Source organism: Paenibacillus sp. CFBP 13594 (assembly GCF_014842675.1).
GTDB lineage: Bacteria > Bacillota > Bacilli > Paenibacillales > Paenibacillaceae > Paenibacillus > Paenibacillus amylolyticus_B.
This window is the reverse complement of the sequence record NZ_JACYVQ010000002.1, coordinates 763,481-790,022: the sequence shown is the minus strand read 5'-3', so window position 1 is coordinate 790,022 and position 26,542 is coordinate 763,481. Positions and strand designations below refer to the sequence as shown.

25 protein-coding genes are annotated in these 26,542 nt (G+C 46.2%); 23 read left to right on the top strand and 2 right to left on the bottom strand.

All coding sequences use genetic code 11. The features are described 5' to 3' along the window. From IFU39_RS10965 to IFU39_RS10930, 9 genes are all read left to right on the top strand, one after another. A partial coding sequence (locus tag IFU39_RS10965; RefSeq protein WP_244660936.1) for a hypothetical protein occupies positions 1 to 316 on the top strand: 316 nt, incomplete at its 5' end. Positions 317 to 628: 312 nt separating this feature from the next. Next, positions 629 to 1,120 carry a phosphatidylglycerophosphatase A family protein gene (locus IFU39_RS10960; protein ID WP_036609851.1) on the top strand — a complete coding sequence of 164 codons (492 nt, stop codon included), beginning with the start codon at positions 629 to 631 and terminating at the stop codon, positions 1,118 to 1,120. Positions 1,121 to 1,404: 284 nt separating this feature from the next. Then, positions 1,405 to 1,593 (top strand): hypothetical protein, encoded by a 189-nt coding sequence (locus tag IFU39_RS10955; RefSeq protein ID WP_017689496.1) that lies wholly within the window; start codon positions 1,405 to 1,407, stop codon positions 1,591 to 1,593. Between the two features lie 207 nt (positions 1,594 to 1,800). Further along, positions 1,801 to 1,935 carry a hypothetical protein gene (locus IFU39_RS33215; RefSeq protein ID WP_258170212.1) on the top strand — a complete coding sequence of 45 codons (135 nt, stop codon included), beginning with the start codon at positions 1,801 to 1,803 and terminating at the stop codon, positions 1,933 to 1,935. Between the two features lie 63 nt (positions 1,936 to 1,998). Next, positions 1,999 to 2,892: an acetyl-CoA carboxylase, carboxyltransferase subunit beta gene (accD, locus tag IFU39_RS10950; RefSeq protein ID WP_036609844.1), complete on the top strand. Its 894-nt coding sequence runs from the start codon at positions 1,999 to 2,001 to the stop codon at positions 2,890 to 2,892. Further along, positions 2,893 to 3,924, top strand: a complete 1,032-nt coding sequence (locus IFU39_RS10945; RefSeq protein WP_105598057.1) for an acetyl-CoA carboxylase carboxyltransferase subunit alpha — start codon at positions 2,893 to 2,895, stop codon at positions 3,922 to 3,924. Between the two features lie 105 nt (positions 3,925 to 4,029). Continuing rightward, positions 4,030 to 5,457, top strand: coding sequence for a pyruvate kinase (pyk, locus tag IFU39_RS10940; RefSeq protein ID WP_017689492.1), 1,428 nt, complete (start codon positions 4,030 to 4,032; stop codon positions 5,455 to 5,457). A 101-nt stretch (positions 5,458 to 5,558) separates the two neighbouring features. Further along, positions 5,559 to 6,095 (top strand): acyl-CoA thioesterase, encoded by a 537-nt coding sequence (locus IFU39_RS10935; protein WP_105598058.1) that lies wholly within the window; start codon positions 5,559 to 5,561, stop codon positions 6,093 to 6,095. 7 nt (positions 6,096 to 6,102) lie between these two features. Beyond that, complete coding sequence (locus tag IFU39_RS10930; protein WP_091014578.1) at positions 6,103 to 6,501, top strand: FxsA family protein; 399 nt, start codon at positions 6,103 to 6,105, stop codon at positions 6,499 to 6,501. Positions 6,502 to 6,602: 101 nt separating this feature from the next. Here IFU39_RS10930 and ytvI read toward each other — a convergent pair whose 3' ends face one another. Continuing rightward, on the bottom strand, positions 6,603 to 7,721 hold the full coding sequence (gene ytvI / locus IFU39_RS10925; RefSeq protein ID WP_105598059.1) for a sporulation integral membrane protein YtvI: 1,119 nt from the start codon (positions 7,719 to 7,721) through the stop codon (positions 6,603 to 6,605). 530 nt (positions 7,722 to 8,251) lie between these two features. Here ytvI and citZ point away from each other — a divergent pair. From citZ to IFU39_RS10905, 4 genes are all read left to right on the top strand, one after another. Continuing rightward, positions 8,252 to 9,364 carry a citrate synthase gene (citZ, locus tag IFU39_RS10920; protein ID WP_017689488.1) on the top strand — a complete coding sequence of 371 codons (1,113 nt, stop codon included), beginning with the start codon at positions 8,252 to 8,254 and terminating at the stop codon, positions 9,362 to 9,364. Between the two features lie 147 nt (positions 9,365 to 9,511). Continuing rightward, the gene (gene icd / locus IFU39_RS10915) at positions 9,512 to 10,804 is read left to right on the top strand and encodes an NADP-dependent isocitrate dehydrogenase (RefSeq protein ID WP_036609828.1); all 1,293 of its coding nucleotides are present in this window, start codon (positions 9,512 to 9,514) and stop codon (positions 10,802 to 10,804) included. A 15-nt stretch (positions 10,805 to 10,819) separates the two neighbouring features. Further along, complete coding sequence (mdh, locus tag IFU39_RS10910) at positions 10,820 to 11,761, top strand: malate dehydrogenase (protein WP_036609827.1); 942 nt, start codon at positions 10,820 to 10,822, stop codon at positions 11,759 to 11,761. 135 nt (positions 11,762 to 11,896) lie between these two features. Further along, positions 11,897 to 12,322 carry a hypothetical protein gene (locus IFU39_RS10905; protein ID WP_017689485.1) on the top strand — a complete coding sequence of 142 codons (426 nt, stop codon included), beginning with the start codon at positions 11,897 to 11,899 and terminating at the stop codon, positions 12,320 to 12,322. Positions 12,323 to 12,590: 268 nt separating this feature from the next. Here the strand turns inward: IFU39_RS10905 and IFU39_RS10900 are convergent, their stop codons facing one another. Continuing rightward, the gene (locus IFU39_RS10900; protein ID WP_105598060.1) at positions 12,591 to 14,150 is read right to left on the bottom strand and encodes a histidine kinase N-terminal 7TM domain-containing diguanylate cyclase; all 1,560 of its coding nucleotides are present in this window, start codon (positions 14,148 to 14,150) and stop codon (positions 12,591 to 12,593) included. A 406-nt stretch (positions 14,151 to 14,556) separates the two neighbouring features. Here IFU39_RS10900 and IFU39_RS10895 point away from each other — a divergent pair, with 406 nt between their 5' ends. From IFU39_RS10895 to IFU39_RS10850, 10 genes are all read left to right on the top strand, one after another. Continuing rightward, on the top strand, positions 14,557 to 15,429 hold the full coding sequence (locus IFU39_RS10895) for an SDR family oxidoreductase (RefSeq protein ID WP_105598061.1): 873 nt from the start codon (positions 14,557 to 14,559) through the stop codon (positions 15,427 to 15,429). 252 nt (positions 15,430 to 15,681) lie between these two features. Next, the gene (locus IFU39_RS10890) at positions 15,682 to 16,029 is read left to right on the top strand and encodes a cupin domain-containing protein (RefSeq protein ID WP_105598062.1); all 348 of its coding nucleotides are present in this window, start codon (positions 15,682 to 15,684) and stop codon (positions 16,027 to 16,029) included. Between the two features lie 43 nt (positions 16,030 to 16,072). Further along, on the top strand, positions 16,073 to 17,893 hold the full coding sequence (pnpS, locus tag IFU39_RS10885) for a two-component system histidine kinase PnpS (RefSeq protein WP_091014573.1): 1,821 nt from the start codon (positions 16,073 to 16,075) through the stop codon (positions 17,891 to 17,893). A 116-nt stretch (positions 17,894 to 18,009) separates the two neighbouring features. Then, a complete protein-coding gene (locus tag IFU39_RS10880) occupies positions 18,010 to 18,738 on the top strand; it encodes a response regulator transcription factor (RefSeq protein ID WP_105598064.1) in 729 nt (242 codons plus the stop codon). 152 nt (positions 18,739 to 18,890) lie between these two features. Next, positions 18,891 to 20,072, top strand: a complete 1,182-nt coding sequence (locus IFU39_RS10875) for a methyl-accepting chemotaxis protein (RefSeq protein WP_105598065.1) — start codon at positions 18,891 to 18,893, stop codon at positions 20,070 to 20,072. A 227-nt stretch (positions 20,073 to 20,299) separates the two neighbouring features. Continuing rightward, entirely contained in the window at positions 20,300 to 21,055 is a 756-nt protein-coding gene (gene pstB / locus IFU39_RS10870) for a phosphate ABC transporter ATP-binding protein PstB (protein ID WP_076209092.1), read from the top strand. 63 nt (positions 21,056 to 21,118) lie between these two features. Then, positions 21,119 to 21,778: a phosphate signaling complex protein PhoU gene (gene phoU, locus IFU39_RS10865; RefSeq protein ID WP_017689478.1), complete on the top strand. Its 660-nt coding sequence runs from the start codon at positions 21,119 to 21,121 to the stop codon at positions 21,776 to 21,778. A 234-nt stretch (positions 21,779 to 22,012) separates the two neighbouring features. Further along, positions 22,013 to 24,667 carry a DNA polymerase I gene (gene polA / locus IFU39_RS10860; protein WP_192132534.1) on the top strand — a complete coding sequence of 885 codons (2,655 nt, stop codon included), beginning with the start codon at positions 22,013 to 22,015 and terminating at the stop codon, positions 24,665 to 24,667. Between the two features lie 118 nt (positions 24,668 to 24,785). Next, positions 24,786 to 25,622: a DNA-formamidopyrimidine glycosylase gene (gene mutM, locus IFU39_RS10855; protein ID WP_192132532.1), complete on the top strand. Its 837-nt coding sequence runs from the start codon at positions 24,786 to 24,788 to the stop codon at positions 25,620 to 25,622. Between the two features lie 132 nt (positions 25,623 to 25,754). Continuing rightward, positions 25,755 to 26,534, top strand: coding sequence for a manganese efflux pump (locus IFU39_RS10850; RefSeq protein WP_446740336.1), 780 nt, complete (start codon positions 25,755 to 25,757; stop codon positions 26,532 to 26,534). Positions 26,535 to 26,542: the final 8 nt, after the last annotated feature.

Below are 26,542 nucleotides of genomic sequence, written 5' to 3'. Positions count from 1 at the left end.
GGGCGCAGCCACGGCGGCGGCTTCCCGCCCTGGCGGTGCCGCTGAGGCGGCAGGCAGCCCGGCGCAGAGCCGCGAACCGCGGGCTGTGGAGCAGCGGGTGTTCGTGAAGATTGCCCCGCATGCGGAGAAGCCTGAGCTTCTGGCACGTCTGAAGCAGCTGCTTCAGGAGCATCCCGGACCTGTGGCGACAGTGCTCTTCTATGAGCAGCAGCAGAAGCTGCTTGCGCTGAGTGATGACTACCGGATTAAGCCATCACCAACCTTGTTCTCCGATATGGAGAAAATGCTAGGTGAAGGTACGGTCAAGATTAAATAAAAGACTGTCCCGTGTAATTGATGGTTCTTATTCCATAAAATGAAACCTGTTTAGCTCAATGCTGAACAGGTTTTTTTTGATTATTTTAGTGCGAGCGCGGTTCACTGACGACAGGGTTTAAACAAACAAATTACAGACTTTTTATAGGCCAGCTACAGACCAGAGCGGAATGTACAATCCTGCAACATATCCAGGGTGCGACTGGTCTTAACCATCCGCACATTTTATGAACATTTTAACAGGTTGCTGCATACACTTGAGAACACCGAAGGACCTCGCGGTCCTCGGGGGATTGATGCGGGAGGTCGAGATATGTCATATGAAATCGTAGAAGCCATGCTGGCCCGGCGGGGTGTACGGATTGATGCAATCGCAGCAATTGTATACCGTCTGCAAAAAGGGTACCACCCCGAACTGACCTTGGACGACTGTGTAACCAGCGTGAAATCCGTTCTGCAGAAACGAGAGGTGCAATATACGCTCTATACGGGTATTGCTCTCGACGAACTTGCAGAGAAAAAGCTCTTGCCCCAACCGTTACAGGCTATTATGGAAGCGGATGAATCCCTGTATGGAGTGGACGAGACTCTGGCCCTCGGCATTACTCATGTGTATGGTATGATTGGTTTAACCAGCTTTGGTTACCTGGATAAAGAAAAAATAGGTGTAATTCATGATTTGAACGAACACACAACAGCCATTCATGTCTTTTTGGATGATCTGGTCGCAGGGGTGGCCGCTGCGGCTTCTGCCCGGATTGCACACAAAAATATTAAAGCCAAAAAATACCCCTCAGACCTTTAACCCCCTGTATTTCCATGCTTGTCTGTTATGGTCAATCTAATGGCTCATATGAAGGTCTTCAAGGGCGGCTGACGCTGCCCTGATAAGCTTGCGGCTGCTTATGGAAGAGGTATGAACAAGAAGATTTCGTCAACCATATGAGTTATTCGTGGGGGACTAATGTCCCTCATGATCCCAAATTCTCCCCAAAGGTCCCGAACCCTTTCTTGCAGAAAAAAAGTGAGGTATGTTATCATTAGTCCAATATACGGGCTCTGAACATTAGCTTAGGGGGCGGACAAGGCATGTGGACGGTGATTTACATTGCACCGACAGCAAAGGTTGCGGACAAGATCAAGACCAAGCTTTCGGAAGAAGGTTTTCTGGTACAGACCCGTCCCATCAGTTTATCCAAGCAGCAATTTGAGATTCGCGTCCCTTCTGGGGAATTGGAAGAGGTCCAGGAAGTGCTGAATTCCATTTTGCATTCCTGATTTGTTCGACATCAACGTGCCTTGGCAGATGAAGAAGTACCATCGGTACATAAGGGACTAATCGCGTAAGCGGAGAGAGGAATCGACTTGCATGTATTGTATGCTGCTGTCCTTCCTTCTTTTTTTGTTAGGACAAGGACCGACCTGGTTGCTCCCGGAGACCCTACCAAGATAGATTCAAACATCGGCGCAACAATCTTTCGGTTTTTGCAGGTAACATCAATCGTGCTGACAGAAGCCGGTGATCCTTGCCCTGTACCGGCGGATTTTTTTGTTGTGAATGCTGGACAAGGCCCATGGCAGCGTGTGGGTCGTAAGCGGTTTACCGTAGCACGCGGATGAAGCTGCCACAAGCAGCGATCTGCAGGTTGCGGCCATCAAATCAACGGCTGGAGAGGTGTAGTTGTGTTCAAAGATATATTCCAGAAGAAACGGAAGTACGCTACCATACCTTCCGAGCGTGCACTTCCCGGCGAAGGCCAGGAAGTCCTAGAACGCCCAAAACGTGAAATACCTGAAGGGCTTATGAACAAGTGCAGCAAATGCGGCACGATTCAATATAGCAAGGAATTGGAGAAAAATCTGAAAGTATGTCCTGCCTGCGGTTACCATATGCGTCTTAACGCTATGGAGCGCATTGCTATGGTACTTGATGATCAAGGATTTGTTGAATTTGATGCTGATATGATATCGGTTGATCCACTTGGCTTTCCTGGATATAGCAACAAACTGGAACAACAGCGCCTGAAATCAGGTCTTAAGGAAGCTGTAATTACGGGGGAAGGAACCATTGATGGCCTGCCTGTAGTTGTGGCTGTCATGAGCTTTGATTTCTTCACAGGCAGCATGGGTTCTGTTGTAGGGGAGAAAATTACCCGTGCCATTGAGCATGCCACAGAGAAACGGTTACCATTGATTATTTTCTCAACATCAGGTGGTGCCCGGATGCAGGAGAGTATTCTCAGTCTCATGCAAATGGCCAAAACAAGCGCAGCTTTATCCCGTTTGGATGAACAGGGCGGGCTGTACATTTCGGTCATTACGGACCCAACGACAGGTGGAGTCTCGGCAAGTTTTGCGAGCCTGGGCGATATTAATATTGCCGAACCTGGCGCTGTATTTGGTTTTGCCGGCAGAATCGTTATCGAACAGACCATCCGTCAGAAGTTACCTGATGATTTCCAAACGGCTGAATTTAATATGCAACATGGTCAGTTGGACATGGTTGTGCACCGGAAAGAGCTTCGGGCCACTCTTGGCAAGCTTCTGGATATGCATAGTGAAAAAGGAGGGGTCTAAATGGCGGGTGAGTTGCCATATGAAGCGCCTCTGGTTGAGATGCGCAAAAAGATTGATGAACTCGTACAGTTTGGACAGGAAAAAGGGATCGACTTCACGGACGAGATTGCCCGCCTGGAAGAACGTTACCATAGACTTGAAGAAGAGATCTACACTGGCATAACAGCAGCTCAGAAGATGCATCTGGCCCGTCATCAGCAGCGCCCAACGGCGCTGGACCTGATCCAGCTGATATTTACGGACTTCATTGAGCTGCACGGTGATCGCATGTTCGGAGACGATCTTGCGGTTGTTGGCGGACTTGCCAAGTTGAATGGAAAGACAGTAACGGTAATCGGACAACAGCGGGGGAAAGACACGAAGGATAATATCGCCCGCTTTTTCGGTAGCGCTCATCCAGAAGGTTTCCGAAAAGGACTGCGTCTGATGAAACAAGCGAACAAATTTGGCCGTCCTATTATTACGTTTATTGATACTAAAGGGGCGTATCCGGGTAATACTGCAGAAGAGAGAGGTCAATCGGAAGCGATTGCTCGCAACCTGATGGAAATGGCGAAGCTATCGGTTCCTGTTATTGTTGTGGTCATCGGCGAAGGTGGAAGCGGCGGTGCCCTCGCTATGGCTGTGGGTAATCGTGTGTTGATGCTGGAACATGCGATCTATTCTGCAATCTCTCCGAACGGCGCTGCTTCTATTCTCTGGAAGGATGCATCCAAGGCAGATCAGGCGGCTGAAGCAATGAAAATAACAGCCAAAGACCTGCTGGAGATGGAAGTCATTGAAGAGATTGTCCCTGAGCCACGCGGCGGTGCTCATCGGGATTATGAAGCGTCTGCTGCTTTCATCAGTGAAGCTTTGGTCCGTCATCTCGACGATATGAAGGGTTGGAGCGGGAATCAGCTGAAACAGGATCGTTATGAGAAATTCCGTAAAATTGGATCGGTCACGTTTGAACCTCAAGCATCCATTGAAACCCCTCAAGAGCTTGTAGAAGTCGATGTTGCGAGTAATTTGTCGGGAAATGCTGAATAATGTGACGAATTTCCTATACAAATGAGCAAAAGTATAGTAAATTTAATAGTTGGAAAAAGAAAAATAGATAAAGAGTAATACCTTTAAAATCGGAGGAAACCCAAAATGCGTAAAACAAAAATTGTATGTACCATTGGTCCATCCAGTGAATCTCTGGAGAATACCAAAAAATTGATTATGGCCGGTATGAATGTGGCCCGTCTGAACTTCTCCCACGGTGATTTCGATGAGCACGGCGGACGGATCATTGCGATTCGCCAAGCATGCGAAGAGTTGAACAAAACAGTAGCGATTCTGCTGGACACCAAAGGACCGGAAATTCGGACAGGTAAACTCGAAGTTGAACCAATCGAATTGGTTCAAGACGAGTACATCACTTTGACAACAGAAGAAATTCTGGGCACCAAAGAACGTCTTTCCATTACGTATACAGATCTTCCGAATGATGTTGAACCGGGATCTACAATTCTGATCGACGACGGTCTGATCGGACTGACTGTGGTGGAAGTGCAAGGCACCGAGATCAAATGCCGTATCGTTAACGGCGGATCGATCAAAAGCAAAAAAGGTGTTAACGTTCCGGGCGTTGCTATTTCTCTGCCGGGTATCACCGAAAAAGACGCTAACGATATCGTATTTGGTATCGAACAAGGTGTCGATTTCATCGCGGCTTCTTTTGTACGTAAAGCAAGTGACGTACTTGAGATTCGTGAATTGCTTGAAAAACACAATGCTGGACATATCCAAATCATCTCCAAAATCGAAAACCAACAAGGTGTCGATAACCTCGACGAAATCCTTGAAGTGTCTGACGGCCTGATGGTTGCTCGTGGAGACCTGGGTGTTGAGATTCCTGCGGAAGAAGTACCATTGGTACAAAAACGCATGATCCAAAAATGTAACGTTGCAGGTAAACCGGTTATCACAGCAACACAAATGCTGGATTCCATGCAGCGTAACCCGCGTCCAACACGTGCGGAAGCAAGTGACGTGGCGAATGCGATCTTCGACGGTACGGACGCAATCATGTTGTCCGGTGAGACAGCTGCGGGTAAATACCCGGTTGAATCTGTTCTGACTATGTCCCGTATTGCTGAAAAAGCAGAATCTGCTCTGCCTTACCAAGAGTTGTACCTGAAACAACGTGTTGCTCAACAAACAACAGTTACAGAAGCAATCAGCCAATCGGTTGCTCTCCAAGCTCAAGATTTGAACGCAAAAGCGATCATCACTTCGACTGAATCAGGACACACTGCACGCATGATTTCCAAGTATCGTCCAGAATCTCCGATTATCGCTGTGACAACGGAAGACAGAACTTCCCGTCGTTTGGCTCTGGCTTGGGGTGTAACTCCTGTCAAAGGAAGACTGGTTGATTCAACGGATGCTTTGTTCGAAAACGCAATTGAAGGCGGCGTAAAATCCGGACTTGTTAAAGAAGGAGACCTGGTTGTGATCACAGCAGGTGTACCTTTGGGTCGTTCCGGTTCTACCAACCTGATTAAAGTAAGCCAAATTCCAAACAACGCTTAATAGCGTCTTGGATGGAGAAGCAACAGGAAAGAAGCAATGGGGCGTTCTTGTCCCGTTGCTTTTTTTCCATCTTATTGACACTTTGCAGCGAGGTAACACGTATGAATGTTAGAGCGAAGGAGGCCGATCACGTGCGAGAACAGAGCAATGGCAGCTGGTATGCGGCACGTCTTCGTGTACGCTATCAAGAAAGTGACCAGATGGGCGTGGTTTACCACGCGAACTATTTGAATTGGTTTGAAATCGGTCGAACTGAGATGATTCGCCAAATGGGGTATACATATCGTAAAATAGAGGAACAGGGGTTACTGCTTCCCGTAACCGGACTGGATGTGAAGTATCACAAGCCTGCCCGATATGATGATGAGATTATCATTTTCACCCGTATTGCTGCATTTAGTGGTCTGCGACTGAATTATGAGTATGACGTAAGACGCATGTCTGAAGAACCTGATGAGCATATGGCGATTGGAGAACGGGTATGGTCAACTGATGAATCGCTCCCTGGAGAACGGCTAGTTACAGGTTCTACCCAGCATGTGTGGGTAAATGGAGACTGGAAGCCAGTTCGGCTGGATAAGGCAGCCTCTGAGCTATACAGCGCGCTTGAAAAGGTGTGGCTTTCGGGAAAGGGGTAATACGTCAATGCGAAAATGGATGTGGGCTTTACTCTTAATCATTCCGGTGATTGAATTATTTGGTTTTATTCTGATGAGTGACTGGTTCGGAGCCGGAAAGACATTGCTTCTCATGATTCTCACGTCCTTGATTGGTATAGCAATGTTGCAGTTTGAAGGGCGAAAGGTACTTGTGGACGCCAAATCCGAGATGGAGCGTGGCAAGGTACCTGGCAGAAAAATGGTCGATGGTCTTTTTATTTTTGTCGGTGGTTTCTTGCTCTTGATTCCAGGTTTTGTAACGGATCTGATCGGGTTTACACTGATATTTCCATTAACACGTCCGGTTTACCGTCTGTTCTTCCTGGGATGGCTTGAGAAAAAAATGAAAAGTGGAAAAATTACGTTTTATCGTCGTCCGAAATGAAACACCAGTTGTTATGCATAATGGAAAAAGGCTCCGCTCACCAGATGATTTCTGTTGAACGAAGCCTTTTCTATTTTCCTGGGTGCTCATAAGATGATGCCTCATCGGACACGTCCGTTGATGATATACGTTCTGAGGTCGCGTAATACGTTAGCCCGATTGAACGCATCAAGAATCACGAGACTGACAGGGCCAATGATCAAGCCCAGAACACCAAACAACTTCAAACCTACAAACATGCCAACCAGCGTGGCAAGTGGGTCGAGCCCTACACTGCTTGCAAGTACCTTCGGTTCAATAATCTGACGGGCGATCAGTAAGATCAGATAGATAATACTAATGCCAATACCCAGATACAGATCCCCATTCATAAAGAGGTACGCTGCCCAAGGCACCATGATAAGGCCAACACCCAGATAAGGAAGCAAGTCGACCAAACCAATCATCAGAGCGATGGTGAAGGCTGAATTAACTTGCAATATTAGCAGTCCAATCATGACGAATAGTGCTGTAATCGAGATCATGATCAATTGTGCTCTTGCGTATCCAAACAATGCCTTCTTAAGGTCGGTCCATATGTCGGATATTGGCTTGCGAATGGAAGAGGGTACCCATCCCGATACGGTGATGTTGTGCCTGGTCCAGCTTTTGCTAATGAAGAATGTAGACAACAGAACAACGATTAATACCGCGCCCATGTTAGGCAGGGAAGTCAGCAGACTCAGAATCATGTTGAAAAATCCGGTGACCAGATCTGTGACGGCTGTACCCACCGTTTCAGTTGTTTTACTAATATTGCTGTTGATGGTTTCCTGGTAGTTGGGATTTTCCTTGTAAAATTCATTGATCTGCGCAGTCAAACTTTGAATGGTGTCATTCTGGGTCCAGCGCACAAACGTGTCCTTGATCTCATCAATATGAAGATCAAAGCTTGTCGTAAGTGAAATGACTTCTTTTACCATACGGGTAATCGCCGCAGATAGCACCACCGCAATGGCTCCAAAATAAAGGATCAATGAAAGAGTTACAGCCAGCCAGCGCGGGAATCGTGCTCGATGCTGAAGCAGTTTCACTAAAGGGTTCATGGCATATGCGATAATCCAGGCAATCGCAAAAGGGTACAAAAGCGGGAACAGCAAGTATATGGCAACGGCGATCAGAACGGCCGCAATGATAACCCATAAGCCCCGGAGCAGGCGTTTCATTATTATTCTATCCAAGCATCAACTCTCCTTAGTTCAATTAAGCCGACCTATGTATGATCCATGAAGCAGTATTAAAAATAGATGGCTATCTTAATTAATATAGAGCATTTACAAGGTTTTGAAACGCCGGGATGTTACCAGATCTTGTTCAAAAGCGGACTTTTGAACAAGATCTACGAGGATTCTTTCTTTTGCCTAGAGTATGCCTTAGTATTACAGAATATAGCAATAGAAAGTTCTTCATACGACAGGATTGGTTAAAAAACATTAAATGTCAACCTTGTTTTTGTAAAGGCTTTCAAAAATGCTTTATCAGTCCGATAAAGAAGTTTGATGTGCGAATGAACTCTCATCATGTTCACATAAACGACAAAATCCAGTATGATGTTATAAGTAAATACCGATTGACAGATAGGAAAACCGTAGTTTGAAATATTTGTTAATTTTAAAATGAAAATGTTTACAAAAAGAGAATAGGTGCATTTTGGCACTTATATGACACTCTGGAATGGTTCCTGATTTCGCTTATTAAAGGAGAGATGTATATGACAGCTACCAAAGGTCTCGAAGGCATCGTTGCAACAACCTCTTCGATCAGTTCTATTGTAGACGGTGTGCTTACATACCGTGGTTACGATATCGACGATTTGGCTGAACATGCCAGCTTTGAAGAAGTTGCCTATTTGTTGTGGTTTGGTAAATTGCCAACAACAGATGAACTGAAATCCCTTCGTAAAAGCCTGAGCGATTACGCGCCGATTCCGAGCGAGTTGATTGCACAAATCCAATTGTATCCGAAAAACGTCAGTACCATGGCAGCACTTCGTTCCGCTGTCTCTGCACTTGCACTGTACGATGAGCAAGCGGATGAGATGACAACGGAAGCGAATGAGAACAAAGCGGTTAAGTTGCAAGCACAGTTGCCAACGATTGTGGCAGCCATCGCCCGTATCCGTCAGGGCAAAGAACCTGTGGCTCCAAAAGAAGGCGCTTCCATCGCAGAGAACTTTTTATATATGATGACTGGTGAAGAACCATCCGAGACCGCCGTGAAAGCATTGGATCAAGCCCTTGTCCTGCATGCGGATCACGAGTTAAACGCTTCGACATTTGCAGCCCGTGTAACGGTTGCTACGCTGTCAGATATCTATTCCGGTGTGACTTCCGCCATTGGCGCACTGAAGGGACCACTGCATGGCGGTGCTAATGAAGCCGTTATGAAAATGTTGAATGAGATCGGTACGCCTGATCGTCTTGAAGCGGCAATTCAGGAAAAACTGAATAATCGTGAAAAAATCATGGGCTTTGGACATCGGGTGTACAAAAACGGTGATCCACGCGCCAAACATCTACAGAAGATGTCCAAGGAACTTGGCGAGATGAACAATGATACGCGTTTGTATGATATGTCTGTGAAGATCGAGGAACTGGTAACAGGACAAAAAGGACTGAAGCCTAACGTAGACTTCTATTCTGCTTCTGTATATACCCAACTGGAGATCGAACAGGAATTGTTCACTCCGATCTTTGCGATCAGCCGGGTTTCTGGATGGACTGCTCATATTTTGGAACAGCTTGCGGACAATCGTATTATTCGTCCACGTGCGGAGTACACTGGGCCTACAGAACAGAAATACGTTTCTATTGAACTTCGCTAATAGCCGCAAAAACAGTATAATAATATAGACGAGGTGAAGGGTTGGAAAGCAGAGGCGTTATTGGCTTGAGCTCTCAGGACCCTTCTCTCAACAAGACTAGTGGTATGATGAATACTGCATATACGAAACCTAGGAGGAATTTTAACTATGAAATTAGAAAAATTTGCTCACCCAACTGAAGGCGAAAAAATCCAAATTGATAACGGTACTCTTCAAGTACCTAGTAATCCAATCATTCCATTTATCGAAGGTGACGGTACAGGCCGTGATATCTGGAAAGCTTCCAAACGTGTATTGGATGCAGCTGTTGAAAAAGCTTATGATGGCAACAAAAAAATCGCATGGTATGAAGTGTTTGCTGGACAAAAAGCATTCGATACATACGGTGAGTGGTTGCCGAATGATACACTGGAAGCCATTCGTGAGTATATCGTAGCGATCAAAGGACCATTGACTACGCCAATCGGTGGCGGTATTCGTTCCCTGAACGTGGCCCTGCGTCAAGAGCTTGACCTGTACACATGCTTGCGTCCTGTTCGTTATTTCGACGGTGTACCTTCTCCGGTTAAACGTCCTGAGTTGGTAGACATGGTCATTTTCCGTGAGAATACGGAAGATATCTATGCAGGAATCGAGTATGCTGAAGGTTCTGAAGAAGTGAAAAAAGTGATCCAGTTCCTGCAACAGGAGATGGGTGCTAACAAAATCCGTTTCCCTGAGACTTCCGGTATTGGTATCAAACCAGTTTCTTCCGAAGGTTCGAAACGTCTGGTACGTGCAGCAGTGCAGTACGCAATTGACCATAACCGTAAGACGGTTACATTGGTACACAAAGGTAATATCATGAAATTCACAGAAGGTGCCTTCAAAAACTGGGGATATGAAGTGGCTGAAGAAGAGTTCGCTGACAAAGTATTCACATGGGCACAATACGACATCATCAAAGAAAACGAAGGTACAGATGCAGCGAATGCAGCACAAAAAGCTGCTGAAGATGCTGGTAAAATCATCGTAAAAGATGCGATTGCCGATATCGCTCTGCAACAAGTATTGACTCGTCCAGGCGAATTTGATGTTATCGCAACATTGAACCTGAACGGTGACTATCTGTCCGATGCACTTGCAGCGCAAGTTGGCGGAATTGGTATCGCTCCTGGAGCGAACATCAACTACGTAACAGGACATGCTATCTTCGAAGCAACTCACGGTACTGCACCTAAATACGCTGACAAAGATGTCGTGAACCCTGGTTCCGTTATTCTGTCCGGAGTAATGTTGCTTGAGCACTTGGGATGGCAAGAAGCAGCTAACCTGATCTACAAAGGTATGGAAACATCCATTAACAATAAAACAGTAACGTATGACTTTGCACGTCTGATGGACGGCGCTACTGAAGTGAAATGTTCTGAATTCGCGGATCAAATCATTAAAAACCTGTAAGGGGAGATGTGAATCTTGACTATTCAGCGCAAAAAAATCACAGTAGTCGGCGCCGGTTTTACCGGTGCTACGACCGCATTAATGCTTGCCCAAAAAGAACTCGGGGATGTTGTGCTGGTTGATATTCCTCAACTGGAGAACCCGACGAAGGGGAAAGCACTCGATATGATGGAAGCAAGTCCTGTTCAAGGATTTGACAGTCATATCGTCGGTACTTCCAACTACGAAGATACTGCAGGTTCTGAGATTGTAATCATCACCGCTGGTATCGCCCGTAAACCGGGTATGAGCCGCGACGATCTGGTCAATACGAATGCGGGTATCGTGAAGTCCGTTTGTGAAAATGTGAAAAAATATTGCCCTGATTCCATCGTCATTATTCTAAGCAACCCGGTGGATGCGATGACTTATGCAGCTTATCAGACCCTTGGTTTTCCTAAAAACCGTGTTATTGGTCAGTCAGGTGTTCTGGATACAGCACGTTATTGTACTTTCATTGCGCAAGAGTTGAACGTATCTGTTGAAGATGTTCGTGGATTCGTTCTTGGTGGTCACGGAGACGACATGGTGCCACTCGTTCGTTATTCGAGCGTAGGTGGTATTCCGATTGACACACTGATTCCTGCAGACCGCATTGAGTCCATTGTTCAACGCACACGTGTAGGCGGTGGTGAGATTGTGAATCTGCTTGGTAACGGCAGTGCATATTACGCACCGGCAGCTTCACTTGTTCAGATGACGGAAGCGATTTTGAAAGACAAGAAACGTATCATTCCAGTGATCGCTTATCTTGAAGGTGAATATGGCTACAATGATCTGTTCCTCGGTGTACCAACCATTCTGGGTGGTAACGGCATTGAGAAAATATTCGAACTTGACCTGACTGCGGAAGAAAAAGCAGGATTGGACAAATCGGCTGATTCGGTTCGCAACGTCATTTCGGTAGTAAACCTGTAAGTTTGAAAACTTTTTGAACAGAAGGTAAAAGAAAACCTCCGGTAAACCCGGAGGTTTTCTTTTCTTTGGATAAGATCCCCAGTATAATGGGATGTGATGTATAGCACACCGAAAATGTTGAGGAGGATGAAAATTTTGACAATGATTATGTATCTGCTCCATATTGTTGGAGCACTGGCGATGGGATTCTATTTGATTCTGCCATTTGTGGTCGGTAAAATCCGTACCTTGAATGCTGCAGCACAAGAGGGAGCCTTTGCATCGCTTCGTTCTTTGAACAAAGTCGCGCAGTATGGACTTGTAATCCAACTTTTAACGGGTGGTTACCTGATGACAAAAGGTGAGTATTCTCATGTCTGGATGGCTGTCGTTGTTGTTCTGCTCTTGGCTATTGCGGCTATTGGAGGAATTATGGGTAAACCGCTGCGACTCGCTGCAGAAGGCGTGAAAAACAAGCGTGATGTCGGTCCTGAGCAAAGCAAGATCCGTATGTTCAGTACACTTCTGGCTGTATTCTTGCTAATCATGGTGTACCTGATGGTGAATAATCAGGTGATCTAAGTGCGTTGTGGACGGTTAATCCACCCTACTAAGATGTATTGTTAGTCGTTGGTTAAGCGTTTGCAGACGTAATTAGGACAAGCTGGATGATATATAAGATGGTGTTTCATTGAAACAAATGAAAAATAGACAGCCTCATTGGCTGTCTATTTTTTTGTTATTACCAGGATGATGAAATTAGCAGTCCTCGGTTTATTTGAACTGGAACTATAGGAATCACTACCATACATAACAGCATGCATATTCCATCAGACACGGTCTACATTGGTTAGGTTGAACTCACAGTATACGCACGCACTGCATTTCGACCATTGCGCTTGGATTCGTACAAGGCAGTATCAGCGTCGCGTAATAAGGACTCCAGCGAATCTGACCCTCCATTGTACTGGGCAATACCAAAGCTTGAGGTCAGTGTAATAGGCACTCCCTTAACATCCAGGGGGTCATTCAATAAGGCAACTCTCAGTCGCTCGGCAAGATTCTCGGCTTCTTGAAGCGAGGTATTCGGAAGAGCGATGACAAACTCTTCTCCTCCATAACGAGCGAACAACATCTCAGGTCGCAAAAAACGATTACATACGGAGACTACATGAATGAGGGCCTGATCGCCAACATCATGCCCGTACGTATCGTTGATGCGTTTAAAGTAATCAATATCAAATAAAATAAATGAAACAGGTTGCAGATTAAGTTGAGCTTCGCTCAACATTTTCCGCCCCTTATGCAAAAATTGAGTGCGATTATAGATTTTGGTCAGACCATCAAAATAAGCCAGTTGTTTGAGTTGTTCTTGCAAGAAGCGTTGTTCCGTTATATCAATGAGCATAATCAGACTACCTACAATCTGTGCATCCTTGTTATACACGTAAGATGTCCTGACCTGATAACAGACGGTTTCTCCATTTAACTGCCAGTACAGATCGGTTTGCAATCCTTCTTTGTGATAATCAACTGGGAACGTCTCTCCAGCAAGATTAAGCCATATATCATCCAAGAGTTGGCCAACCATGGTTGTATTAAGCTCTGGCAACATGTCACGCAGAGATCTATTGTAATCAACGAGTCGATTGGAACTATCCAGTACAATAACCCCTTCACGCATGCTCTCGAAAATACTGTCTTTGGCGATGGGTACGATGGTCAGGAGACGAGAGGATAGAATGGCCCAAATATACATGGCAGAGGTAATACACATGAGTACGGGTACGGGGTCCATCCCGCCAGGAGTCAAACCAAGCAAATACAGAAAAGCTGCGACCATAGGAATAATCTGTGAAGTAATCAGAGTCAGCAATTGACGACGGTACATTTTCTTGGTGTGTTTCCATTGTGCAATCAGAATGAGGCAGGCACATAACAGACAGGAGAACGTGAATGCACCGTGTACAACATACCATTGACCTACTGCAATATCCATCAGAGGAACTGGACTATCTACTCTCAGCCATACTTTTTTATAGAAAAGATGATGATAGTCATTGGTTGCAACCATAACTAAAGTAATGGAAGGGATTACAAACAATGCGGCAGTTACCTTTTTGGATAACGTTTTTCCTGTGTACTTTATCATCAACATGAGACCAAGGGATGCGGAGAAAGGCATGCCTATATACTCCACGGTAGTCCAGAACTTCATTTGCTCCAGTGTGTTACTGGCCAGCTCAATCGCATAACCAAAAGTGTAAATGGAGAGTGCTGCTGTGTAGAGAATGAATATTTTGGAGCTGGGGATTTCGGATCTTCTGAAATAGGTATATAAACACAAAAAGACATTCAGCACGGCTGAAGTGGCTACGAGTGTTATATATGAATTAATATGCGATTCCATTGTCAGGTCTCCATGTTAGGTAGAATGATCAAACCAATAAAAATGAGAGTTAAAACACATCAGTATACTGTACATTGTACATCAGCCCAAGCAGCTTAGGAATACACTTTGTATCATGAAACAGTCTAATTTCGAATAAATTTCGAATTTTGGCAAAACAGGCATTGAAGAAAATCGGTTGTTTGATATCCAAAGAGAGTGGTAAATAACGAATAGAAGGTAGGACGCTGATAGAGACAGCACACTGAGGCTTAAGTTGCTGTTCATCGCAGAAGAATAATCTGAACTGTTCATGCCATCCTACAGAATGAGACTTTTTCAGAGAACGAAAGACAAGGAACGACACAGTTGAAGTCCATGTCTTCTGTAATCCAAATATGTTCACATTTTGAGAGGAGAATGTTAGATGTCAACCAATACACAACAAAATCAAAAAACAATGCCAGCACAGCACCAGGATCAACGCCCCGGAATTGAATCGGAGATGCATCCCAGACCGGAGTTTGAAAAGCCTGAATACAAGGCAGCAGGTAAACTGACGGGTAAGGTAGCGCTCATTACAGGGGGGGACAGTGGGATCGGACGTGCTGTTGCTGTTACGTATGCCAAGGAAGGCGCGGATATCGCCATTGTATATCTGAACGAGCACGAAGATGCCAAGGAAACGAAGCGTCAGGTCGAACAGGAAGGACGCAAGTGCATCTTGATAGCCGGAGATATTGGTGATGATGCCTTTGCGAAGAAGACGGTTCAGCAGACAGTGGATGAACTGGGCAAACTGGACATTGTCGTGAATAACGCTGCAGAACAGCACCCACAACAGAATCTGGAGGATATTACGCCAGAACAACTGGAGCGAACATTCCGTACTAATATCTTCGGTATGTTCTATGTGACGCAGGCAGCCCTGCCACATCTGAAGAAGGGCAGTACGATTATTAACACGACATCCATCACAGCCTATCGCGGGAGCCCGACCCTGCTTGATTATTCCTCTACCAAAGGAGCTATCACTTCGTTCACACGTTCTCTGTCGATGAATGTGATTGAGAAGGGGATCCGTGTGAATGCCGTGGCACCAGGTCCGATCTGGACACCGCTCATTCCATCCACCTTTGATGAGAAAAAGGTAAGCGAGTTCGGTGCAACGCAACCGATGAAGCGACCGGGACAACCGGATGAACTGGCTCCAGCCTATGTATATCTTGCTTCAGATGATTCCTCGTATGTGAGCGGACAGGTAATGCATGTGAACGGCGGTGAAGTGGTAAACGGGTAATTCTTTAAGATGCTTTCGGAATTCGTATAGGATTGAATATATAGAGAGACGTATCGCATTCAGCAAGGCTGAGCGGTGCGTCTTTTTTATATCAGGGGAATGTGCAAGTTTAAGATGCGGTTAGCAGCTGTTTACAAAAGTCTGCATCTGCGTTGATACATATATGATATTGTACGAATAGCCTTGCTGACTGGAATCTCCCTAATCTGTGATATGATAGATCGAGCAATTATACTCGGAGGGATAAGTCATATGAAAATGAGCAAACAGAATGCAGCGCATTATATATGGGGTGCACAGTGCGATGGCTGGCACCTTGTTCAAAACGATAAATTGAGCATCATTCATGAGCGAATGCCTGCAGGAACGGCTGAAACACGACATTACCATTCGGTAAGCCGTCAGTTTTTTTTCATCCTCAGCGGTGAAGCATGTATGGAACTTAATGGTGAAATGTTCGTGCTGGAAAACCATGAAGGAATAGAGATTGCCCCCGGAATGCCGCATCAAATGATGAATCGCAGCAACGAAGAAGTGGAGTTTCTCGTTATTTCCAATCCAGGCACCCGTGGGGACCGAATTGAACTGGATTCAAGGTAGGGCAAGACATAAGATGTTAATCTGATTATAAAGGAAGAGATAGATGAGACCGTTTCGAATTCGCCTTGCCATCATTATGATGGTGCTGATCGGTGTATCCGTCATTGTAGCTGGATATACGATGGGCAGAGTGTTTAAAACTACGCATATAACCGCATTGGAGCAAACCATGGTACGCGAGATTAATCTGCTCAAAGCCACTTTTCCATTCCATGATGCAAGTGATCCAACCTCGGAAGCCACGCGAAAGTATTATTCAGATCGAGCGCTGGAACTGGATCGACTGACGGATTCCCGTGTAACCTTCATCAATAAAGACGGCATGGTCATTGGAGATTCCGAGAGTGATCCGGCATCGATGGATAATCACTTGAACCGTGAGGAGATTAAGGGTGCCGTCGGAGATGGATACGGGCAATCCATACGTTACAGTGAGACATTGGGACAAGACATGCTGTATGTAGCGCTACCTGTGAATTCGGATCAAAGTGACATGATTGAAATGCCCAGCGGAAAATTTGATGGCTACATCCGCCTTTCAATGAGTCTGCATGCGGTTGATCAGGGCCTCCAGCGTGGTTGGATGATTATGTTTGCTGCACTTGGACTACTGTTCTTAATTGTCGCGTTTGTCAGTTATCGGGTTGCACGCGGACTAACCTCCCCCATTGAGCACATTACAAAAGTGGCTCATCGGATCACCAAGCTGGAATACGATGCGAGAGTTGATGTGACGCGTAGAGATGAGATCGGACAGTTGGGGCTTGCGATCAACGGAATGGCAGACAGCTTGCAGTCCCAGCTGAAGACGATTCGTGACAATGAAGCGTTGCTACAGAGTGTCCTTGCTAACATGACTGGAGGCATTGTCATGATCGATGCAGGGCAGTCCATTGCATTGGTTAATCGGGAAGCGGAGCGTATGCTTGGTATTCAGGCAGGAAAGGTTACGAGTAAGCCTTATACTGAATTGAAGAGACACTACGAATTAACACGTACCATTGAAGAGAGTGTTGCATTGAAAGAACGGATGCATGAAGAAGTGAGTGTGTTCAACCCGGAGGAAAAACTGATCCGTATTGATGGCGTACCGATGTCCGAAGATGATGGTAGTTATCGAGGCATGTTGTTCCTGTTGCAGGACGTGACGGCGATTCGCCGATTGGAGTCGATGCGCAGTGAGTTTGTCGCGAATGTCTCACATGAGCTCAAGACACCTGTTGCTGCGGTCAAGGGCTTTGCCGAAACGTTGCTCAGTGGCGGGGTACAGGATAAGGAAACGGAGCGTTCATTCCTGAAAATCATCTATGATGAAGGAGATCGACTTAACCGATTAATTGGGGATATTCTGGAGTTATCCAAAATTGAATCGAAACGCGCACCGCTGCAATGTTCACCTGTTCATGTACACTCTTTCTTCGAAATGGTGCTGGGCACCTTGTCCAAGGTGGCGGAGAAAAAGCAGATTCGTCTGGAAATGCATGTTCCGGAGGAACTGTACATTGAAGCGGATGAGGACAAGATGAAGCAGATTTTCATCAATCTGTTATCCAACGGAATCAATTATACCCCCGATGGTGGACGAGTGAAGCTACAGGTGACAATGGATAACGATGATGAAGTTGTCTTTGCGGTGTCGGATACCGGAATTGGCATACCGAAAAAAGATTTGCCGCGAATCTTCGAACGGTTCTATCGTGTTGACAAAGGCAGATCCCGTAATTCAGGGGGCACAGGTCTTGGACTTTCCATCGTTAAACATCTGGTGGAACTGCATCATGGCAAATTGTCTGTAGAGAGTGAGCTGGGCATGGGGACAACGTTCCGTGTGATCCTTCCATTCATTCAGGAAGAAGAGATGTAGGCGTCTGGTATCAAAATGTAAAAAGGTTGTATTGTTTTACACCGCGTTAACAAATTAGTGCTATGATAGAAAAAGTGTTGTGGCAACAGACAACCTATGAAGAGAGAAGGGGTATCATGGCACAGCGTTTACTAGTTATTGAAGATGAACCTACATTATCAAGATTACTCACGTATAACCTGACACAGGAAGGTTACGACGTTACGGCAGAGGATCACGGATCTGCAGGATATGATCGGGCCTTGTCCCAGGAATTTGATCTCATTTTGCTGGATCTGATGCTTCCGGGCATGAATGGTCTGGACATTCTGAACAAGTTAAGAATACAAGGTGTAAGTACACCGGTTATCATTCTGACGGCCAAGAACGGTGAAGCCGAGGTTGTACAGGGACTGAAATCGGGTGCCGATGATTATATTACCAAACCATTTGGTGTATCTGAGTTATTAGCCCGAGTAGATGCGGTATTAAGACGTTATTCCAATGGCGAAGATTTACCACAGCTTGAGGACAAAGATGGCTCACGAATTATTCTGGGAGAGCTGGAGATCTATCCTTTGAAATATGAAGTGACACTGGGTGGACAATCCATCAGTCTGCGTCCGAAAGAGTTCGAAGTACTTCTATATTTGGCTAAAAAGCCGGGTGTGGTACTGACAAGGGATGATCTGATGAACGCAGTGTGGGGCTTCGATTATATCGGAGGTCAACGAACCGTGGATGTTCACGTCAGTTCATTACGTAAAAAGCTGGAGTTGGACCCGGAATCGGTTCATATTGATTCCATTCGTGGTGTAGGTTATAAATTGGTTGTCAAAAGAAAAGCTCCCCATCATTCAAGTTAGCAATGATCGGGGAGTTTTATTTTACGTTCATTTAACATAAAGGAAGATTTTTCTTTACGTAGAGGGAGTAGCATGGACTTATCTGAGTGATACTTTATACCTACATAATCCACCTCAAGACGGAGGTATTACGTAAAGGAGATTGCGCATTTATGCCCATGTTGCTCGAAGTGAAACCTGACCACCCTCATGTTGTTTTACATAATGAAGATATAGCGACACCCGAACAGCAGCCTTGTGAAGTAAAGGTGGTTGCTGAAGAACCTGTAATCCATTTGCATGACTATTATCGTCAGGTACCTGTCGCCGGAGTCCATACCACCTGTGGAGAAGCTGCCGCGATGATGAATCAGGATCAGGAACACCCATGTATTGTGCTGTGTGATGAGCAGATGAAACCTACTGGATTGTTAATGCGAGAGACGTTATATCGGATGTTAAATGGCCGTTTTGCCGCAGATCTATTCTACCGTAAGCCGGTCAAACAAGTAGTGAATACATCTCCCGTTATTGCAGATATTCAAATGGAAGCCTCAACAATTATTGATATTGCACTTGGACGGGATGAACAGCATTTCTACGATTGTCTGCTGGTTACGGACCAAGGCAGACTGCTTGGTGTGCTGACGATGCGTGACGTAATGTCGCTATCTCGCAGATTGCAACAGGCTGTTACGGAAGAGCGCATACGTACAGTAACCGAGAGTAGACAGGAGATATCCAGAATCAACGATGCGGTCACCAAGCTGGTGAATGCAGCGAATCAGACCGTTCATGAGGCCCGTGAGATCATGGCATTGTCCAAGCAGGGCGAAGAGAGTTTGAAACACGTTGATGCTTCCTATAACCGGGTACATCAGCATATGGAGAGTCAAGGTCAACATGCGGATCACATGCTGAATTCGATCAAAACAGGCTCAGGCATGGCACAATCCATTCGCTCCCTGGCAGATCAAAGTGGTCTCCTCGCCCTGAATGCTTCCATCGAAGCAGCTCATGCTGGTGAATATGGACGAGGTTTTCAGATTGTTGCAGGTGAGATTCGAGCGCTCGCAAAACAGACCCGTGAGGTTGCGGGGAACATGTCTTCATTGTTAGAGAATATTGGTGGATTGACCCTTCAGACTGTTGAACTGGTTAAGGCAAGCGGAGCGGAGATTGACGACAGTTCGGTGCATGTCACCGCAGGGGGAGCAACGTTCCGACAACTGAACAGTGCGGTGAGAGATTTGTCTCGTATAGCAGAGGAGATCGCCATGGAAGGCGGGAAAGCTGGAGAAGTTGCAGAGCACATTCGTACGAAGCTGGATGAGATGGTTTCAAATAGTGAGTAATATAAAGTAGTCAATAAGGCAGACATCAGGAATCAGATTGATCCATCAAGCAGATCATGAAGGTTAAGGATGTCTTTTTTACATTCCGTTAACATGAAAGTGATACTGTTTTTACAATGAAAGGGTAGGATATTATAGATGGCCGAGCAGCGATGAATGATTATCAGTATCGGTCTCAACGTAAAGGGAGTTTCCGTGTCCCTGCAGCGAAGGAGAAGTGAACATCCATGAAGGACCTCATTCACATTGAAAATCTTAATTTATATTATGATACGCATCACGCGCTTAAAAATATATCGATGGATCTGCCGGAAAAAACCGTTACTGCGTTCATCGGGCCGTCAGGTTGTGGTAAATCGACATTGCTTCGCACGTTAAACCGGATGAATGACATGATTCCGGGTGTTCGTGTGGAAGGACAGGTTATGCTGAGTGGCTCCGATATCTACAGTAACGAGATTGAAGTGGAGACACTGCGTAAACGAGTTGGCATGGTGTTCCAACAACCGAACCCTTTTCCAAAATCCATATACGATAACGTCGCTTATGGACCGCGCTTGCACGGGGTAACCCAAAAGGCTGAACTGGATCAGTTGGTGGAACAAAGTCTTGTCCATGCTGCCCTATGGGATGAAGTGAAGGATGTTTTGAAAAAGTCGGCACTTAGTTTGTCTGGCGGACAACAACAGCGTCTCTGTATTGCGCGGGCGCTGGCTGTACAGCCTGACGTTCTGCTGATGGATGAAGCAACGTCTGCACTCGACCCGATCTCCACATTGAAGATTGAGGAGCTGGTGAAGGAATTGCATCACAAGTACACGATCGTTATGGTTACCCACAATATGCACCAGGCGGCACGGGTATCTGGACGCACGGTATTTTTCCTGAATGGTGAAGTGGTGGAGGCAGCTGATACGGAGACGTTATTCTCCACACCGCAAGATTCCCGGACCGAGGATTATATATCTGGAAGGTTCGGTTAAGCGAGCTGAATTGGAATGATCCCGGCATACCCGGAGATGATGGATAAGGAGGACATGAAATCTATGATTCGCAGAAAAGAATTTGATCAGGAGCTTGAAGAGCTGCGTACCTTGCTCAAACAAATGGGTGAACATGTAGGAGCAGCATTGGATGGTGCTATTGAGAGTTTACAAACGATGAACGCGGAGAAAGCTCAGGTCATCATCAAGAATGATGCGAATCTGAATGCCCTTGAAGACAAAATTATGGAACTTGGCTCCAAACTGATCATCACACAACAGCCGGTGGCGAAGGATCTCAGACGTATTATCGTGGCATTCAAAATCTCCAGTGATCTGGAGCGTATGGGAGATCTTGCGCTCGATGTGGCGAAGGTGACACTCCGGATGGATGGACAGAAGCTGATTAAACCTCTGGTGGATATCCCGCAAATGGCAGAAATCGTGAAATCCATGATTGATGAATCCATTGAATCTTTCCTGAAAGAAAACACAGATCTGGCCTATAAAATGGCTCAGACAGACGATCAGGTCGATCAACTGTACAGCCACATGATCAGTGATCTCTACACGTTAATGACAGAGCATCCTAATCAGGCTTCACAGGCTATGCTGCTGATGATGGTTGGACGTTACATTGAACGTATTGGCGATCATGCAACCAATATTGGTGAGAGCACGGTGTACCTGGTGACAGGTAAACGTCCGGATCTGAATCAATAGGAAGAGCATTACTTTGGAATTGGGGAATCAGTGCTGATTAAGTAATGCAATCATATGAATGGAAAAGAACTTTCTCTCAGGTAGACTGTGTACAGCTGTCTGTGGAGAAGGTTCTTTTTTGCGATTAAATGTGAAGTGAAAGAGGCTATTCTTTTTGATGTGACAGGTGGGTATGGTATCATGAGAGTAGATGTAAATTGAAGAGGTTGACCATATAATACGCGAGGTGCTGGAATGGACAAGTTTATTCTCATAGATGGAAATAGCATTATTTACAGGGCGTTTTTTGCAATGCCGCCTCTGACCAACTCGAAAGGTCTGCATACCAATGCGGTATATGGTTTCACCACCATGCTGCTGAGACTGCTTGAAGAGCATAAGCCTACACATGTGATGGTCGCATTTGATGCAGGCAAAGTCACGTTCCGCCACGAAGGATATCAGGAATACAAGGGCGGTCGGGAGAAAACACCACCCGAGTTGTCAGAGCAATTCCCATTGCTCAAAGAACTGCTGAAAGGACTTGGCATCGCTCAGTTTGAGCTGGCTGGATTCGAAGCGGATGATATCATCGGGACGTTAACCAAACGCGCAGATGAAGCCGGCAGACAGGTGCTTGTTGTATCGGGTGACAAAGATATGCTGCAGCTTGCCTCTGAACATGTACATATCGGACTGACACGTAAAGGGGTAACCGATATCGAACTGTATGACCCTGCTCAGATTAAGGAGCGTTACGGTCTGACGCCACTGCAAATCATTGATCTCAAAGGTCTGATGGGCGATGCCTCTGATAATATTCCGGGTATTCCCGGGGTTGGAGAGAAGACAGCGTTAAAGCTGCTGCACCAGTTCGGATCGGTAGAAGATGTGTTGAACGGAACGAGTGAACTGAAAGGCAAGATGAAAGAAAAGATCGAGGCCCATGCCGAAGATGCCCGGATGAGCAAACAACTGGCGACGATTCATCGGGAAGTTCCGCTGGAGCAGACGTGGGAGGATATGCAATTTGCCGGATTAAAAGAAGAACAGGCTGGCCCTGCACTGGCCAAGCTGGAATTCAAATCCTTGCTCGAACGCCTGTCGTTCAGTGGCAGCATTGGTTCTGAACAGGAAGCGGTCCCTGCTGCCGAGGTAGAGTCTTCCATTGCAACAGAGGACAACATAGGCGAGCTGTTCAGTTCCCTCGATTCCATTGATGTCCTCCATGTGGAGACACACGGTGATAACCCGCATCAGGCGAAACTGATTGGACTAGCTGTAGGTTCCGCCGGAACCTACACATTCATATCTCCTGAATTGCTGAAGTCTGAGGCAGCAGCTCCAGTGCGGGCATGGCTTGGTAATTCAGACCAGCCGAAGCGTGGTTATGATCTTCATCGTGTAGACCTGGCTCTACATGCACATGGTATTGAATTCGCTGGCGCATCATTTGATGTACAGCTGGCAGCGTATCTGCTTGATCCAACGGAATCCAACCAGACGATTAGTGGACTCACGACCAAGTATGGTCTGCCATCACTCGTGGAGGATGACACGGTTATGGGCAAAGGGGCCAAGTACAAGGTGCCGGAAGCAGAGATACTGGGTGATTTCCTGTGCCGCAAAGCAGCTGCAGTCGCAGCCATTATTCCCCTTCAGGAACAGGCACTAGAAGGCGATGAGATGAACTCGCTCTTCCACGAGCTGGAGATGCCGTTGTCGCGTATATTAGCGGACATGGAGAAACAGGGCATCAAGGCCAATACAGCGGATCTGCAGGCGCTGGGAAGCGAGTTTGAAGAGCATATCAGCAGGTTGATGGCTGAGATCTACAAGTTGTCAGGAACGGAATTTAATCTGAATTCACCGAAGCAGCTGGGTGAGATTTTATTTGATAGACTGGGCTTGCCAGTGGTGAAAAAAACAAAAACAGGCTACTCTACAGATGCTGAAGTATTGGAGAAATTGGCTCCTTATAATGATGTGGTCAAGCATATTCTACAATATCGTCAGCTTGCCAAGCTGCAATCCACTTATGTGGAAGGACTACTCAAAGAAATTTCCGATCGAGATGGCAAAGTGCATACGTATTATCGTCAGACCATTGCTGCAACGGGACGGCTTAGCAGTCAATTTCCGAACTTGCAGAACATCCCGATCCGGATGGAAGAGGGTCGCAAAATCCGGAAGGTATTTGTTCCTTCCGAACCTGGTTGGTCGATTTTGGCAGCGGACTATTCCCAGATTGAACTGCGAGTTCTGGCACATATTTCGGACGATGAGCGCTTGAAGGAAGCATTTGTAAACGATATGGATATTCATACAAAGACCGCTTCGGATGTATTTGGTGTGAAGCCTGAAGATGTGGATGGGGATATGCGTCGTTCCGCCAAGGCAGTTAACTTTGGTATCGTGTATGGAATAAGTGATTATGGCTTATCACAGAACTTGCATATTACTCGTAAAGAGGCTGCGCAGTTTATTGATCAGTATTTTGAAGTATTCCAGGGTGTGCGCCGATATATGGATGACATAGTGAAAGAAGCTCGCCAGGATGGATACGTTAAAACGTTGCTTGAGCGACGTCGTTACCTGCCAGAGATTAATGCCAGCAACTTCAATCTGCGCTCCTTCGCAGAGCGTACAGCGATGAATACCCCTATCCAGGGAACGGCGGCAGATATCATTAAGCTGGCCATGGTACAGATGGATGAAGCGCTGCGGGAACGCGAGTTGAAGAGTCGTATGTTGCTTCAGGTGCACGATGAACTTGTATTCGAAGTACCTGCCGATGAATTGGAACTGATGAAAGAACTCGTGCCTGCTGTCATGGAAAAAGCTTTGGAACTGTCAGTTCCGCTGAAAGCCGAAGTCAGCTTTGGTGATAACTGGTACGAAGCGAAATAAATCAAGCGCCGCGCGGTTTTTCCGGTATTTTACATTAGTCCCTTCCATGTTTTCGATATAAGAAAAGGGTCCCGCTAAGCGTCATCTTCCGTTATAATATAGGGGAGGTGAGAACATCATGCCGGAATTACCGGAAGTCGAAACAGTCAGAAGAACATTGAATCAACTTATTGTGGGCAAAACGATTGATCATGTTACCGTTAGCTTGCCGCGGATTATTCAGCGGCCGGACGATATAGATGCATTTGCACTGGAACTCGCGGGACATACCGTCATTGGGGTGGAGCGTCGAGGCAAGTTTTTGCGTATTTTGCTGGACGGGCTGGTGCTTGTCTCCCATCTGCGGATGGAAGGAAGGTACGGTGTGTACGAGCAGCATGAAGATGTGGAGAAACATACCCATGTGATCTTCCATTTTAATGATGGTACGGAATTACGCTATAAGGACGTGCGTCAGTTCGGTACGATGCATCTGTTTAATGCAGGTGAGGAACTGGTGTCCAAACCTTTGCTGAAACTCGGACTGGAGCCGCTTGATCCAGCCTTTACGGTAACTGCATTCCGTGAGGCGGTTGGCAAGCGTACAACCAAAATCAAGGCTGTACTTTTAAATCAGGCATATGTGGTTGGTATCGGGAATATTTATGTGGACGAGGCTCTATTTCGCGCTGGCATCCATCCCGAGACCATCGCCAAGACATTGACCGAAGCTCAGTTAACGGTGCTCCATGAAGCGATTGTGGCTACGTTGCAAGATGCAGTGAATGCAGGAGGATCTTCCATCAAGTCCTATGTGAATGGACAGGGTGAGATGGGAATGTTCCAGCATCAATTGAAAATCTATGGACGCAAATCAGAGCCTTGTGCAACATGTGGTACCTTAATCGAAAAAACGGTGGTAGGTGGCCGTGGTACGCATTTTTGTCCGAACTGTCAGCGGCTGAACATGAACTGAATGAACGAAATGATGAAATCATAGCACCCTTGGATTCCTCCCTCCATATACTGATATGGCAGAAATAAGCGGGCGTATACCCATACTGGCATCTTCAGTTGGCACGAGTACCGCACAGAGGAGGAGTCCGGGGTGCTGCATCATTTTATTTCATTGCTGGCGCTTGCTTTGGCGCTTAGTTTAGATGGTTTTGGAGTCGGGATTACATATGGGTTACGGAGGACTAAGATTCCCCTGTTATCTATCGCTGTTATTTCGATCTGTTCGGGATTGGTTATTGCCTTGTCGATGCAAGTAGGTGTGTTGTTGTCCCATGTGGTGTCACCGGATATCGCTTCGATCGTGGGAGCCGTCATATTGATAGGTATTGGTGCATGGTCACTGTTGCAACTTATTCGAAAGCAAGGCAAAGAACAGCTGGAAACAGACATCGTAACGGTTGAGGGAGCAGGAGAAACAACGGTTAATGCGCTGGGGAAAAACGTACAAGGGACGCTGCCGGATTCCAAGGGCAGGAATCAGGTACTTGCACTGGATCTGGAGCAATCGGCTTCGGGTGATTCTCTCGAACGAATGGTATTTACACTGGAGCTGCGTAAGCTGGGGGTCGTCATTCAGATCCTTCGCAGCCCTTCCAAGGCGGATATGGATAACTCGGGAAGTATATCTGCTCAGGAAGCGATGTGGCTTGGTATTGCCCTGTCTCTGGATGCGTTTGGAGCAGGTTTGGGAGCGGCACTTCTGGGATTCCCTACACTATGGACAGCACTCATTATTGCACTGTTTAGTGGGGCGTTTCTGTCACTCGGCATGAAGGTTGGACTACGATTCTCAGCCCTGCGCTGGATGCGAAGACTATCTGTATTGCCAGCACTATTGTTAATGATTATGGGAATAATGAAGTTGTTATGAGGTGAAAC